At 65.1% G+C, this 14744-nt stretch carries 15 protein-coding genes; 12 read left to right on the top strand and 3 right to left on the bottom strand.

What is annotated here, in order from left to right; translation table 11 throughout:
* Window positions 1–37 precede the first annotated feature (37 nt).
* Window positions 38–1309 carry a PrsW family intramembrane metalloprotease gene (locus tag BQ7471_RS05480; protein WP_076464809.1) on the top strand — a complete coding sequence of 424 codons (1272 nt, stop codon included), beginning with the start codon at window positions 38–40 and terminating at the stop codon, window positions 1307–1309.
* Complete coding sequence (locus tag BQ7471_RS05485) at window positions 1306–1860, top strand: NUDIX hydrolase (RefSeq protein WP_076464811.1); 555 nt, start codon at window positions 1306–1308, stop codon at window positions 1858–1860. Before BQ7471_RS05480 ends, BQ7471_RS05485 begins: the two co-directional genes overlap by 4 nt.
* On the opposite strand, the gene serB is transcribed toward BQ7471_RS05485, so the two are convergent.
* Window positions 1820–2497, bottom strand: a complete 678-nt coding sequence (serB, locus tag BQ7471_RS05490) for a phosphoserine phosphatase SerB (RefSeq protein WP_076466184.1) — start codon at window positions 2495–2497, stop codon at window positions 1820–1822. The two genes, BQ7471_RS05485 and serB, sit on opposite strands and share 41 nt — an antisense overlap.
* A 29-nt stretch (window positions 2498–2526) precedes the next feature.
* On the bottom strand, window positions 2527–3765 hold the full coding sequence (gene glgC / locus BQ7471_RS05495) for a glucose-1-phosphate adenylyltransferase (protein ID WP_076464812.1): 1239 nt from the start codon (window positions 3763–3765) through the stop codon (window positions 2527–2529).
* 173 nt (window positions 3766–3938) lie between these two features.
* Here glgC and glgA point away from each other — a divergent pair, with 173 nt between their 5' ends.
* The 7 genes from glgA to BQ7471_RS05530 all read left to right on the top strand — a co-directional run bounded on the left by glgA (window position 3939) and on the right by BQ7471_RS05530 (window position 12462).
* Complete coding sequence (glgA, locus tag BQ7471_RS05500) at window positions 3939–5162, top strand: glycogen synthase (protein ID WP_076466186.1); 1224 nt, start codon at window positions 3939–3941, stop codon at window positions 5160–5162.
* Between the two features lie 45 nt (window positions 5163–5207).
* The gene (locus tag BQ7471_RS05505; RefSeq protein ID WP_076464814.1) at window positions 5208–5999 is read left to right on the top strand and encodes an ABC transporter ATP-binding protein; all 792 of its coding nucleotides are present in this window, start codon (window positions 5208–5210) and stop codon (window positions 5997–5999) included.
* Between the two features lie 22 nt (window positions 6000–6021).
* A complete protein-coding gene (locus BQ7471_RS05510) occupies window positions 6022–6450 on the top strand; it encodes an NfeD family protein (RefSeq protein ID WP_076466187.1) in 429 nt (142 codons plus the stop codon).
* 34 nt (window positions 6451–6484) lie between these two features.
* A complete protein-coding gene (locus BQ7471_RS05515; protein WP_076464815.1) occupies window positions 6485–7378 on the top strand; it encodes an SPFH domain-containing protein in 894 nt (297 codons plus the stop codon).
* Between the two features lie 84 nt (window positions 7379–7462).
* Window positions 7463–8797, top strand: a complete 1335-nt coding sequence (locus BQ7471_RS05520; protein ID WP_076464817.1) for a glutamine synthetase family protein — start codon at window positions 7463–7465, stop codon at window positions 8795–8797.
* Window positions 8797–11739, top strand: coding sequence for a bifunctional [glutamine synthetase] adenylyltransferase/[glutamine synthetase]-adenylyl-L-tyrosine phosphorylase (locus BQ7471_RS05525; protein WP_235821244.1), 2943 nt, complete (start codon window positions 8797–8799; stop codon window positions 11737–11739). Before BQ7471_RS05520 ends, BQ7471_RS05525 begins: the two co-directional genes overlap by 1 nt.
* A gap of 12 nt (window positions 11740–11751) precedes the next feature.
* On the top strand, window positions 11752–12462 hold the full coding sequence (locus BQ7471_RS05530) for a histidine phosphatase family protein (protein ID WP_076464818.1): 711 nt from the start codon (window positions 11752–11754) through the stop codon (window positions 12460–12462).
* Here the strand turns inward: BQ7471_RS05530 and BQ7471_RS05535 are convergent.
* Window positions 12446–12658, bottom strand: coding sequence for a hypothetical protein (locus BQ7471_RS05535; RefSeq protein WP_076464820.1), 213 nt, complete (start codon window positions 12656–12658; stop codon window positions 12446–12448). The two genes, BQ7471_RS05530 and BQ7471_RS05535, sit on opposite strands and share 17 nt — an antisense overlap.
* Window positions 12659–12692: 34 nt before the next feature.
* On the opposite strand from BQ7471_RS05535, the gene BQ7471_RS05540 reads away from it, so the two are divergent.
* The 3 genes from BQ7471_RS05540 (at window position 12693) to ruvC (ending at window position 14728) form a co-directional block, all read left to right on the top strand.
* Window positions 12693–13187, top strand: a complete 495-nt coding sequence (locus tag BQ7471_RS05540; protein ID WP_076464821.1) for a SixA phosphatase family protein — start codon at window positions 12693–12695, stop codon at window positions 13185–13187.
* A 92-nt stretch (window positions 13188–13279) separates the two neighbouring features.
* On the top strand, window positions 13280–14041 hold the full coding sequence (locus BQ7471_RS05545; protein WP_076464823.1) for a YebC/PmpR family DNA-binding transcriptional regulator: 762 nt from the start codon (window positions 13280–13282) through the stop codon (window positions 14039–14041).
* A 57-nt stretch (window positions 14042–14098) separates the two neighbouring features.
* Complete coding sequence (gene ruvC, locus BQ7471_RS05550) at window positions 14099–14728, top strand: crossover junction endodeoxyribonuclease RuvC (protein ID WP_076464824.1); 630 nt, start codon at window positions 14099–14101, stop codon at window positions 14726–14728.
* Window positions 14729–14744 lie beyond the last annotated feature (16 nt).

Below are 14744 nucleotides of genomic sequence, written 5' to 3' on the forward strand. Positions count from 1 at the left end.
CGCCGGGCGCGCGTCGGCACATGAGGAGGGATGACCAATGGGGGAGAGGACACTCGACTGGGGAGGACCCGGTGAGCAGTACCGCCTCGATAGAATCCGCCGAACAGGGGAGGTCGCTCACCAGGTGGAGCCGCCAGCACCCGGTCGCGGAGCACCGGTGTGGAATGTTCCCCCCGCTTTGAGGACCCTCCCGTGGTTCGAAGTCGTCGCCACAGGAATCGGCGTCATCTGTATCGTCGCCGCCGTTGGTGCCTATATCGTCTCCGAGGGCGTGTACTCGACGACCCTCGTCGGCCTACTTGCATCCCTGCCGCTCCTGCTCGTCCTCATCGTCCTGGCGTATATCGACCGCTGGGAGCCCGAACCGTGGTGGACGAAGGCCATCGCCTTCGTGTGGGGCGGGGGAGTGGCGATCCTCGTCGCCTCCATCATCAATTCGGCGCTACTGCTCAACGCCTCTCTCGTTCTCGGAGACGAGACGGAGGCCACGCGCTTTACCGCGGTCGTCATCGCACCACTGGCGGAGGAGACTTTCAAGGCAGCGGGCGTGCTGCTCATCGTTGCGGTGCGCCGCACCACCATTCACTCGCTACTCGACGGCATCATCTACGCGGGCTACTCGGGAGCGGGCTTCGCCTTCATCGAGAACATGCAGTACTTTCTTGAGGCGAATGCGCAGGGCACATCGGTGCTGACGGTGACGGTGGTTCTGCGTGGAATCTTTTCGCCCTTCGTCCACCCGATGGCGACTTCCTTCACCGGCCTCGCCCTCGCGTGGGCGGTCGTGCGCACGAACTCGCAGGTGCGCCGGGTCGTTGTGATCCTCGCGGGATGGGTGGCGGCTGTTGCGTGCCACTCCCTGTGGAACTACTTCGGCTCGCTGGGGAACGCCCTCGCGTGGCTGTCCAGCTATATCCTCTACGAGGTGCCCCTCTTCGCGATCTGGATGTTCGTGCTGTTGAGGATGGCGTCAAAGGAGGCGCTGTCGATCCGAGAAGGCCTCGTCCCCTATGTGCGCACCGGATGGATCTTGCCCGCCGAGGTCGCGATGGTGACGGAGAAGGGCAGGAGGAAGGCGGCTCTCAAGTGGGCACGTGCGGGAGGCAAGGACGCGACGCGGGCGATGCGTTCCTTCTTGCGCGCCCTCGCCGCCCTCGGCCTCGATCAGCTCACCCAGGAGAAGATCGGCGCCCATCCGGCGCGCGTCGCCGAGGACCGTCGCCTCCTCCTCGAATCCGCCGAACACCGTACAACCTTCCTCACCCGGACGTCGCTCGCGCAGTCGTCGGAGAGGAGAGCCGGGCGATGAGCGCCCCGGACCTGGACTGGCCGCTCGACGAGGACGGTTTCCCTCATCGCGAGGCTGCCCGAGTCGTCCTCTTCGACGAGAAGGGCCGTATCTTGCTTGCACGCGGTCACGACCGTGATGAGCCGGATCGTCACTGGTGGTTCACGATCGGCGGCGGCATGATAACGGGGGAGAGCCCCAGAGAAGCGGCTGTTCGAGAGCTCTGGGAGGAGACCGCGATCCGCGTGGATGCGCTCGACCTCATCGGCCCGGTGCTCCACCGCAGCGCCACCTTCGACTTCTTGAGAGTGACAGCCAAGCAGGACGAGTGGTTCTTCATCGGGCACACGACTGTTCACGCGACCAATGACGAGGGGTGGACGGACCTCGAAAGGGACGTCATCGATGAGCAGCGGTGGTGGGGCCTCGACGATCTGGCCGCCTTGGCGCCCCGTGTCGAACTCTACCCGCGCGGTCTCGCCGACTTTGCGAGATCGTGGTGGAGCGGCTGGGATGGGACGATGCTGAGAATCACCGAGACGTCGGGGAAGCGAGCCCGAGTGGCTCGATGAGCAGATCGAGCCGGGGGGTGTCGAGTCTGAACTCGACTTGTTCGCGCACGGCCGGTTTCGCGCAGAATGCGATGCCAATCCCTGCGGTCTTGAGCATAGGGATGTCATTCGCACCGTCGCCGACGGCAGCCGTCTCAGCGAGGGAGATTCCACATTCTGCCGCCCAGGAGCGAAGTTTCGCGACTTTCGCCTCGGCGGTGACTATCTTGCCGAGGACCCTGCCGGTGAGGATTCCATCGGCCACTTCGAGCCGATTGGCGAACCAGAAGTCGATTCCCATTCGCTCGCACAGCGGTGCGACGACTTCTTCGAATCCTCCGGAGACGACTCCGAAGCGCCCGCCGACGGCGTGAACCGCATCGATGAACGTCTGAGCGCCAGGAGTCGGGTGGATCTGGCTGAGTACTTCGGCGAAAACCGAGTCGGCGACACCTGCGAGGGTCGCCACGCGTTCACGCAGCGACTGGGCGAAGTCGATCTCGCCGTTCATGGCGCGCGCAGTAATCGCAGCGACTTCATCGCGGGCACCGGCGTGCTCGGCGAGTTCTTCGATGACCTCTTCGCGAATGAGCGTCGAATCGACATCCGTGACGATGAGCCGCGGCGCAAGACGATCGCCGGGGCGACCGAAGTCGATGACTCCGCCGCCGCCGGTGGACCCTCGTCTCACTTGGTGACGACCGTGCCCTTGGATACGACGGTGATGCCGGACTCGGTCACCGTGTAGCCGCGTTCCCGGTCGCGTTCGAGGTCGACGCCCACGCTGGCGCCCTCTTCGATGACGACACCCTTATCGAGGATCGCCTTTGAGACGACGGCGTGCCGCCCGATGCGGCAGTCGTGCATGAGCACAGAGTCGTTGACCTCCGCCCAGGAGTGGACGTAGCTATTAGGGGACACGATCGAGTGCGTGACCTTTCCGCCGGAGATGATGACGCCGGGGGAGACGAAGGAGTCAACGGCGTGGCCAAAACGCGAATTCGGAGCACCGTAGACGAACTTCGCGGGCGGAAGCGCCCCGTCGATCATGGTCATTGTCGGCCACTCGCGGTTGTACAAGTTGAACACCGGGTGAACGGAGATGAGATCCATATTCGCGTCGTAGTAGGCGTCGAGCGTGCCGACGTCGCGCCAGTAGTTGCGATCGCGGTCGGTCGACCCCGGGACGTCATTGTCTTGGAAGTCATAGACGCCGCATTCGCCCCGCTCGACGAACCACGGGATGATATTGCCGCCCATGTCGTGTTTGGAGTCGGGATTCTCGGCGTCCTCGCGCAGCGCGGCCACTAGGTCCTTCGTCGTGAAGACGTAGTTGCCCATCGACGCGAGCACCTTCGTCGGATCATTCGCCAGACCTTTGGCATTAGCGGGCTTCTCGAGGAACTCCTTGATGACGCCGCCATCGGAGTCAATGACGCCGAGGGCGGACGCGAGTTCGATCGGCTGGCGGATTCCTGCGACTGTTGCGGGGAGCCCAGAGTCGATGTGATGCTGGACCATCTGAGAGAAGTCCATGCGGTAAATGTTGTCCGCGCCGATGATGACGATGTAGTCGGGGCGCTCATCGTCAACGATGTTGAGCGACTGGTAGATCGCGTCAGCGCTGCCGAGGTACCAGTGCGGGCCGCGGCGCTGCTGCGCGGGCACGGGAGCGATGAAGTTGCCGAGCAGTGGCGACGTGTACCACGTCTTCGTCACGTGACGGTCGAGGGAATGCGACTTGTACTGGGTGAGGACGACGATCTTGAGGTAGCCGGAGTTCACGATATTCGACAGCGCGAAGTCGATGAGGCGGAAGTGACCGCCGAAGGGAACAGCCGGTTTTGCGCGGTCCGTTGTCAGCGGCATGAGCCGCTTGCCTTCGCCGCCTGCAAGAACGATCGCAAGAACGTGATTTTTCGCCATGAACACAGCGTATGTTCAACGTACGTCATTGCGCAGGAATATCTCACGGTGTGTCGCCCATCACACGCGAGGTGCAAAGTATGCGATGATAGAGAATCGGTATGCGCCGTGATGCCGATCATGGCGCGACAGTCTTATCCCGACCATCCCACACTCGTTCGAAAGGGCCGACGATGCGTGTCGATCTGCTTACCCGTGAATATCCGCCCCACGTCTACGGAGGCGCCGGGGTACACGTCCTCGAACTGGCGAAAGTCCTTCGCCCGCGCATCGACGACCTGCGCGTTCAAGCATTCGACGGTCCGCGCCTTCCCGGCGAGCCCGGCGCCGACCCCGGGGTCGTGGGGCACGCGGAGTTGAGCGAACTCGCTGACGCCAACGCCGCATTGCGCACGCTCGGAGTCGACCTGCTCATCGCCGACGCCACGGAGGGGACGGACCTCGTCCACTCCCACACCTGGTACGCGAACTTCGCCGGACACCTGTCCTCACTGCTTCACGATGTTCCTCATGTCATCTCCGCCCACTCCCTCGAACCCCTGCGCCCCTGGAAAGCAGAGCAGCTCGGCGGCGGGTACCGCCTCTCCTCCTATGTCGAGAAGACCGCTTATGAGAATGCTGCAGCGATCGTCGCCGTATCGAATGGCATGCGCGAGGACATCCTGCGCTGCTATCCGGCAGTCGACCCCAATCGCGTGAAGGTCATCCATAACGGCATCGACCTCGCCAAGTGGCGCTGCCCCGAGGGCGATGCGGAGCGCGAGCGCCAGGTCCGTGTTCTCGCCGATCATGGGATCGACCCGGACAAGAGGACCGTTGTCTTCGTCGGACGCATCACCCGTCAGAAGGGCCTTCCGCACTTCCTGCGCGCCGCGCGACTCCTGCCCGATGACGTTCAGATCGTGCTATGCGCAGGAGCCCCCGACACCCCGCAGATCGCCGCCGAAGTGGACTCCCTCGTTGCCGACCTCAAGGCGACGCGCGAGGGCGTCGTCCTCATCACGGAGATGCTTCCCCAGCCCGAGGTCGCGGCCATCCTCGACGCAGCGGACGTGTTCATCACGCCGTCGGTGTACGAACCACTCGGCATCGTCAACCTCGAAGCGATGGCTCTCGGGCTACCCGTCGTCGGCACCGCAACCGGCGGCATCCCCGATGTCATTGTCGACGGCGAGACGGGCTACCTCATCCCGATCGAGCAGAAGCAGGACGGAACGGGCACCCCCCTCGATCCGGCGGCGTTCCAGGAGGCGATGGCCGATAGGCTTATCCGCGTCCTCGACGACCCCGCCAAAGCGAAGGAGATGGGGCGCGCCGGCCTCGCCCGTGCACGCGATCACTTCTCGTGGGACGCCATCGGTGAGAAGACCGCGCAGCTGTATCGCACCCTCGTGTGACGCGTTGGCGGGCGTGTGGTCGGGGTCATGGGTACTCTTGACCCCATGACCTCCGTCCTCGCTCTCACCGATGCCTCAGTCGTCCGCCGCGGTCGGCGGATCCTCGACGATGTGTCCTGGCAGACTCGGCGCGCAGAACACTGGGTGATCCTCGGTCCCAATGGAGCGGGGAAGACGACACTGGTGCGCGCAGCGGCGGGCCGCATCGGCCTCGTCTCCGGCACCGCCCTCTTGGACGGTGAGGACCTCGGGCAGTGCGATCCGGCCGAGTCGCGGACCCGCATCGGTTTCGTCTCCCACTCCGTGCGCCCGTTCATCCGCGGGCGCGTCAGCGCGCGCGAACTCGTCCTCGCTGGAGCATGGGGCGTCAACATGCGCACTTCTGAGAAGATCGACGAAGTCGACGAACAGCGCGCATCAGATCTGCTGACCGCCTTCGGAGTCGATTCCGTCGCCGAACAGGAGTTCTCGACCCTGTCCGAGGGCGAGGAGCAGCGCGTCCTCTTGGCCCGTGCCCTCATGACGGATCCCGAAGTCCTCATCCTCGACGAGCCGACCGCAGGACTCGACCTGGGCGCGAGGGAGATGCTCGTCGGCGCTCTCGAGGAGATCATCACGGGCGCCAGGGCGCCCCAGTTCATCCTCGTCACGCATCAGATCGAAGAGATCCCCTCGGGAATGACGCACGCAGCACTCATGGCCTCCGGGCGTATCAGGGCCGCGGGCCCCATTGACGAGGTAATCACCGGCGCGAATCTGTCGGACGCCTATGGGCTCGAACTCGAGGCCGAATGCTCCGACGGGCGCTGGCGGGCACATGGGGCGCCCCCTCGATAGAACTCCGGAACAGGACAATGACATGAATGCACTCTGGTGGCTCGCCGCAGCCGTCGTTTTCGGCATCATCGAGGTCGCGACCGTCGACCTTGTCTTCCTCATGTTTGCACTCGGGGCCCTCAGTGCCAGTGCGGTGAGCCTCCTCCATCCGGGGCTACCCATCGAAGTCGGCGTCTTTGCGATCGCCTCGTGCCTGCTGCTGCTCCTGCTCCGCCCGTGGCTCAAGACCCACCTGCGGCGCTCGACCCCCGGCATTGCGACCAATGCGCAGGGGCTCGTCGGCAAACACGCAGAAGTCGTTGAAACGGTAACCTCCGCGGATGGCAGGGTCCGCCTCGATGGCGAGATCTGGTCGGCTCGGACCGCCGGCTCGATCATCGCGCCGGGCGGGCGCGTCGTCGTCGAGAAGATCGAGGGCGCTACCGCCATCGTCGCGCCATTCACACCGTGACGCCCCATACAGTTCACACAGATTGGATCACACGATGCTTATCGATGTCTCAGGTGCGATCGGACTCATCGTCCTCGTACTCTTCGTTCTATTTATTGTCATCACCCTGGCGAGGGCGGTTCAGATTGTCCCTCAGCCGCGTGCACTCGTCATCGAGCGCCTCGGCAAGTTCCACTCGGTCATGTACGGCGGCCTCCACTTCATCGTCCCCTTCATCGATCGCATTGCCAGCCGCGTCGACCTGCGCGAACAGGTGACGAGCTTCCCTCCCCAGCCCGTCATCACCGCCGACAACGTCGTCGTCTCCATCGACTCCGTCATCTACTACCAGGTGACCGACCCGATGCATGCGACATACGAGATCGCCAACTTCATCCAGGCCATCGAGCAGCTCACAGTGACGACCCTGCGGAACGTCATCGGCTCCCTCGACCTCGAGCAGACCCTGACGAGTCGCGACTCCATTAACACTCAGCTGCGCGGCGTCCTCGACGAGGCGACCGGCAGGTGGGGGATCCGCGTCAACCGCGTCGAACTCAAGGCCATCGACCCGCCGCCCTCGATCCAGCAGGCGATGGAGCAGCAGCTGCGCGCCGAGCGCGACAAGCGCGCCGCGATCCTCAACGCCGAAGGCGTTCGCCAATCGCAGATCCTCCAGGCGGAGGGCGAGAAACAGTCGGCGATCCTACGGGCCGAGGGACAGGCGCAGGCGGCGATCACCCGCGCCAGGGGCGAGGCCGAAGCAATCCAAACGGTCTTCACCTCCATCCACGAGGGGGATCCCACCCCCGACCTCTTGAGCTACCAGTACCTGCAGATGCTCCCGCAGATCGCGCAGGGCAACGCATCGAAGGTGTGGGTCGTCCCCACCGAGCTCACGGCGGCGCTCGACGCCGTCGCCAAGGGGTTCGCCCCACGATCCGAATAGTTCGCAGACTCGGGCGCCCGCCCGCCGGTACGGCGGCGGGCATCCGGCGCGCATGCGGTGACGACTGACGAGGATGGTTACGACATGGATGTCCAACAGGAGAAAGTACTCAGGGAAGTCGCACAGCGTGACATCCGTTTCATTCGGCTGTGGTTCACCGATGTAGCGGGAGTCCTCAAATCCGTCGCCATCGATCCTGGTGAACTCGAAGACGCCTTCAACGAGGGCATCGGCTTCGACGGCTCCGCCATTGAAGGGCTGACCCGCGTTTTCGAATCCGATATGCTGCTGCGCCCCGACGCCTCCACATTCCAGCTCCTGCCGTGGAGGGGCAGCGGCGAGGCGGTCGGCAGAATGTTCTGCGACGTCCTCACCCCCGATGGCCAGCAAGCGCACTCGGATCCTCGCGGCGTCCTCGAAAGGGTCGTCGAGAAGGCCCGATCAATGGGCTTCACCGTCATGGTGCACCCCGAGATCGAGTTCTACATCCTCAAACAACCCGTCGGCATCGACCGCATGATCCCCGTCGACAACGCCGGGTATTTCGACCACGTCGCCCGCGGTCACTCCAACGACTTTCGGCGCAAAGCCGTGCAGATGCTCGAAGACATGGGCATCGCCGTCGAATTCTCCCACCACGAGGGCGGCCCCGGGCAGAACGAGATCGACCTGCGCGCCGTCGACGCGGTCAGCGCAGCGGACAATATCATGACGACGCGCACCGTCATCGAAGAGGTCGCCCTACGCGAGGACCTCGCGGCGATCTTCATGCCCAAGCCCTTCATCGACCACCCCGGTTCGGGCATGCACACGCATATCTCCCTCTTCGAGGGCGACGAGAACGCCTTCTACGATCCCTCGGGCGAATACCAGCTCTCCGCCACCGGGCGGCACTTCATCGCAGGAGTCCTCGAACACGCCTGCGAGATCACTGCAGTCACCAACCAGCACGTCAACTCCTACAAGCGCCTGTGGGGAGGGGGAGAGGCCCCCTCATTCGTGTGCTGGGGCCACAACAACCGCTCTGCGCTCATCCGCGTCCCCTTGTATAAGCCGGATAAGCAGCGCGCCGCGAGGATCGAGTACCGCGCCCTCGACCCTGCCGCGAACCCCTATCTCGCACTTGCCGTCCTCATCGCCGCGGGCCTCGACGGCATCGACAGGCGCATGGAGTTGATGCCCGAGGCGGAGGACAATGTCTGGGACCTCACCGACCGCGAGCGCCAGGTCTTGGGAATCCACGCCCTTCCGAGTTCACTGTCGATGGCCGTGCGCCTCATGAGGGAATCGGAGTTGGTCGCCGAGGCACTCGGCGAGGAGGTCTTCGACTACGTGGTGCGCAACAAGGAGAACGAGTGGCATGAGTACCGTCGCCAGATCACTCCACAGGAGATCCGTCAGTTCCTCAAGGTCTACTGATGGAGATCAGCTCTAAAGACCTGCGCGGACGGGGTTTCATGGATGGAGCGCGCAGCGCACAGCTCCTCGCCGCACTGCCGGGGGAGGCCGCGCAATGGCTGCCCGTCCTGGAGCGCAGTGCGAATCCCGATCAGGCGACGCTCCAAGCGAGTCGGCTCTACGAAGCAGACCCTTCCATCATCGACGAGGCGGTGCGGCGCGGCGGTGACAGGCTGACGCGTCTCATCGCCGTTTTCGGCGCTTCCGCATGGTGGGGCGACTACCTCGTCGCGCGTCCCGAATGCGCTCGGGACGTGTGGGAAGAACCGGGGCGGGCGCGCGATGAACTGCTCGCATCCGTCGGCGCGGATCCCGATTCTGCGCTGCCCTGTGCTAGCGATAGGGCCAATGGCGACGACCTGCGCCTCGCCTATCGGCGTATTCTCCTCGATATCATCGCCGACGATGCGACCTGTGACGATCCGGTTGCCGTTGTGCCCGATGTGGCGCGCCGACTCGCCGACCTTGCCGATGCGGCCCTCGAAGCGGCGCTTGCGCTCGCCAGGCGTGATGTCGACCCGACGGGCCGGGTGAGGTTCGCCGTCATCGCCATGGGAAAGGCGGGGGGAAGGGAGCTCAACTACATCTCCGACGTTGACGTCGTGTACGTCGTCGAACCCACTGAGAGCGTCGATGAGAGGGACGCCGTCGAAATCGGGTCGCGCTTGGGGGCCATGCTCGCGCAGGCGTGCTCGGGGGCGGGAGCCGAGCAGCCGCTGTGGGCCGTGGATGCGAATCTTCGCCCCGAGGGACGCAATGGCGTGCTTGTGCGTACCCTCGACTCCTTCGTCGCCTACTGGGACAAATGGGCGCAGACTTGGGAGTTCCAGGCTCTCCTCAAAGCGCGCCACTGTGCGGGCGACGCAGCGTTGGGCTCCTCATTCGAACATGTCGCAAGCCGCTACGTGTGGAGCGCCGCAGGCCGCGAGGGCTTCGTCGACAATGCGAGGGCGATGCGCCGCCGCGTCGAAGAGGCGATCCCCCATAAGGAGGCGGACCGCGAGATCAAGCTCGGACGCGGGGGCCTGAGGGACGTCGAGTTCACCGTCCAACTCCTCCAGCTCGTACACGGCAGGACGGACGAGTCCCTCCGCCTCACCTCCACCGTCGACGCGATCGGGGCTCTCAGTGCGGGCGGATACGTGGCGCGCGCCGATGCCGCCGAACTCACCGACTGCTACTGCTTCTTGCGCACGGTGGAGCACCGCGCTCAGATGACGCGGATGCGGCGCACTCACCTCGTGCCGACCTCCGACGACGAATTGCGCGTCATGGGCAGGTCGATCGCCCCGGGGCACTTCTCAACCGCAGACGACCTCGTGACGGAATTGACGAGGGTGAGGGGGCGGGTGCGCGAACTCCACGAGGACATGTTCTACCGGCCGATCGTCGCTGCGACAGCGGGCCTGTCCGCGCACGCCGCGGCCCTCGACGACGAGGGCGCCCGGGCGCGCCTGCGCGCCATCGGCTATATCGACCCCAATGGGGCGCTCGCACATATCGCATCTCTCACGCAGGGGACCTCGCGCAGAGCGAAGATCCAGCGCCACCTGCTCCCCGTGTTCATCTCATGGCTGGCGGACGGCGCCGACCCGGATATGGGCCTGCTCAACTTCCGCGCGCTGTCGGAGCAGATCGGAGATTCCCACTGGTATCTCGCCCTGCTGAGGGACTCCGGTGTGGCCGCCTCCAGGCTGTGCTCGATGCTCCCGAACTCACGGTGGGTGGTAGACGCCCTATCGAATCGGCCCGAGGCTATTGCTTGGCTCGACTCCGATGCCGAACTCGAACAGAGGAGCCGCGAGCGGCTCCGCACAGAGGTCGCCTCCCTCGTCGGGCGGCACACGGACTCCGACGGCGCCGCCAGCCGCGTGAGGGCGGTGCGCTCGCGCGAAATGCTCCGCAGCGCTCTATCCGACCTGCTCTGTCACGTCGGCGCCACCGCGACCGCACTGTCCGACGCATGCGATGCCGCACTCGAGGGCGCCCTGCTCATCGCTGCGCGGGAGGACCGCTTGACATGGGGCGCCGACCGGGCCGAGGTCGGCCTCATCGCAATGGGGCGATACGGGGGGCGCGAAACCTCCTACGCCTCCGATGCGGATGTCATGGCCGTCCACCGCGCCTGCAATGGGGCGAGCGAGGCCGAGGCACAAGAGTCGGCGACGACGATCATCAACCGCGTCAGGGCACTCATGGGCTCGATGACGACACAGATGAGTCTCGCCGTCGACCTCGGCCTGCGCCCGGAGGGGCGATCGGGCCCGATTTCGAGGACGGTCGTCTCCTACGAGGACTATTACACGAAGTGGGCATCCGCCTGGGAACGCCAGGCACTCCTACGAGCACGCCCCGCAGCCGGCCCTGCGGACTTGACCGATGCCCTCATGGGGGTCATCGAGGCGAAATGCTACGCAACAGAGCTGAGCGGCGACGAACTCAAAGACATACGCCTGCTCAAGGCCCGCATGGAAACCGAGCGCCTTCCCAGGGGCGCCGAACCCGCGCGTCACGTCAAACTCGGCCCCGGCGGACTCACTGACGTCGAATGGGTCGTGCAACTGCTGCAACTCGCACATGGGCGCGAGAATCCGTCACTGCGCACCCCCTCAACCTCTATTGCGTGCGAGCGCCTCGTCGGCGCGGGCATCCTCTCTGAGGATGACGCCCGCATCCTCATGGACTCATGGACTCTCGCATCGAGGATCCGCGCGGCGAATGTCCTGGCGACGGGGCGGACATCGGGTGCCAAACTGGACTCAGTGCCACGAGTCGGCCGCGACCTCATCCCCCTCGCCCGTATCCTCGGCTACCCCGCAGGTGGTGAGGTGCAGCTGGAAGAGGACTGGATGAGGGCCGCCCGCAAGTCGAGGGCCGTCATGGATCGCCTGTTCTGGCAGTAGGAGGGGAATGGCATGAGGATCGTGCTCGTCAGACACGGACAGACTGTGTCGAATGTACTCGGTGCCCTCGATACGGTGCGCCCGGGCGCACCACTGAGCGCCGTGGGGTTCTCACAGGCCGAACACCTGGCCAGGAGATGGGAGGACGAGGTCGCGCCCCCGCCCAGCGTCCTGGCAGTGTCCCCGCTGACGAGGACGAAGCAGACCTGCCGGCCGCTATGCGACAGGTACTCGCTGACGCCTCTGGTCCGCCGGGGGATCCGGGAGCTTCGATGCGGCGATATCGAGATGAACTTCGACGCCGTAGCGGAGCGCCGATACGTGGAGGTGACGGGCGCCTGGTCCCACGGCCGCCTCGAGCGGCGCATGGAGGGAGCGGAGAATGGGAGGGAGGCGCTGGCCCGCGCTCTGCCGGTGGTCGCCGAGGTCGCTGCCCTCACGCGCGTGCACGATGATGACGCTGTGGGGGTGCTCGTCATTCACGGGGCGCTCACAAGGCTCCTCGCCGCGACCCTCGCGGACAATATTTCAGGCTCCCTCGTTATGACCCACTTCATGAGGAACACGGGCACCGTCGTACTCGACTGGCCCACCGATCTGGACGTTGAAGGAGTGGATGGCCTCGTCGGTGCCCTTCACGCGCTGACCTGGAACGATCGGCCCGTGGACTCATGGCCTATGCCCCGCGACTCCGGACGAGGCGCGGCTACGATCGCCCGTTGATCGGGTGCACCTCGTAGGGGAAACCCCGGTACTCCATGTACTTCACGAGGGCGTTCTCGTGCTCGCCGCACGCCAGCCACGTCTTCGAATCGCTCCACGGGATCTTCGGATTCGACCACGTGATGATCAGGCGTGCCGGGCGGCGGCAGTCGCGCGCCTGACAGACGCCTTCTTCACGCCCCGGTGACAATGCCATGGTTCTCCTCCAAACCGGGAGTAGTCTCAGCGCTATGACTGTACGCACTCTCGTCCTCGTCCGCCACGGCGACGCCTCCTCCTTCTCGCTGCGCGATGAACAGCGCCGCCTGTCCGCCGCCGGACGCGCTCAAGCGAACCGCCTCGGAGCCTTGATCGCACAAGAGGCCGCGCACTTCTCCTGCGCCGTCGTCTCATCGGCCATGCGCGCGCGTCAGACCTTTAATGAGATCAACGCATCGGTGTCCGTGAAGAAGGGATGGGTCGACGAGGCTCTGTACTACGCCGATGTCGACGAAGTCCTCGACATCGTGCGGACAATGAGCGGGGACGCCGTCCTCATCGTCGGACACGAGCCGACGATCTCGCACACGGGGCGGGAACTGGCCTGCGAGGAGGATGCGAAGGAGCTGCACGGCGGAGTGGCTACGGGGACCGCCCTCGTGTGCCGTTTCGATGGCGAGTGGGAGGAGATCCCCTCCAAGGGGTGCCGAATGAGCGTCATCCACGCGCCCGTGTCCTACGCGTAATGGGCGTCACTGCGCCCCATGCCGAATGAGGCATCGGACCCGTCGGCCGCTACACTGGGTCCGTATTCAGAACCACTGTTGAAGGAGAACTGATGTCGGGACACTCCAAGTGGGCGACCACCAAGCATAAGAAGGCCGCCATCGACGCCAAGCGCGGCAAGCTGTTCGCGCGCCTCATCAAGAACATCGAGGTCGCGGCGCGCACAGGAGGCGGCGACCCCGCCGGCAACCCGACACTGTTCGACGCCATCCAGAAGGCGAAGAAGAATTCCGTCCCCGCCGACAACATCACGCGCGCCGTCAAGCGCGGCTCCGGCGCTGAAGCCGGGGGTGCGAACTACGAGACCATCATGTATGAGGGTTACGGCCCTGCGGGCGTCGCCTTCTATGTCGAATGCCTCACCGATAACCGCAACCGCGCGGCCTCGGATGTGCGGCTCGCTTTCACCCGTTCCGGCGGCTCCATGGCCGATCCCGGGTCGGTCGCCTTCCTCTTCTCGCGCCGCGGCATCATCGAAGTGCCCGCAGCAGACGGTGTCGACGAGGACTCGATCATGGAGGCGGTGCTCGAGGCGGGCGCCGAAGAGGTCATCGACACCGGAGACGGCTTCATCATCGAATCGGACCCCTCGGATCTCATCGAGGTCCGCAAGGCACTCCAAGAAGCAGGCATCGACTACGACTCTGCGGAAGTGCAGTTCGTCGCCTCCACGGATGTCGAACTCGAACTCGATAGCGTCCTCAAGGTCAATAAGCTCATTGATGCGCTCGACGAGTCCGACGACGTGCAGAACATCTTCCACAATATGACGATGTCCGACGAGGTCCGCGTGCAGCTCGAAGAAGAAGAGTGAGACTCGGCCCTGCCTGCGCGGGCGCTGCTCTCACTGGTGCCTGAGGAGGACTGACGCATGCGCGTCATGGGGATCGACCCCGGTATCACGAGGTGCGGTCTTGGCGTCGTTGATGTGGATGCCACCCGCAAGGCGACGCTCGTCCACGTGAGCGTCGCCCGTTCGAATAAGGATCTCGCGACGCATTTCCGCCTGCGGGCCATCGCCGACGCCATCGACGATGTGATTGCGGCCTATCAGCCCGACGTCGTCGCCATCGAAAGGGTCTTTGCCCAGGAGAACCTCCAATCGGTCACGACGACGATGCAGGTGATGGGCGCGGCGATGACCTGCGTCGCGAGAGCGGGGCTGCCGATGGCGGTCCACACCCCCTCGGAGGTGAAATCGGCGGTATCGGGGAATGGCACTGCGGGTAAGGCCCAGGTCCAGGCGATGGTCGCGAGGATCCTCGGCCTCGCGCATGCCCCCACGCCGGCGGATGCTGCCGACGCCCTTGCGATTGCGATCTGCCATGCGTGGCGAGGGACCGGCCTGCTCGGTGCGGGCGACGACTCCCGGGTCACCGTGTCACTGTCCGGGCGCTTGACGTCGCGCGGGGAGATGACGAGCGCGCAGAGGGCATGGGCTGAAGCCGCTGCCGCGCAACGCCGTACCGGCGCAGTCGATCCGCGCCTGCGAGACGGTTAGGATCGTACAGGTGTTC

Source organism: Actinomyces mediterranea, assembly GCF_900155595.1.
GTDB lineage: Bacteria > Actinomycetota > Actinomycetes > Actinomycetales > Actinomycetaceae > Pauljensenia > Pauljensenia mediterranea.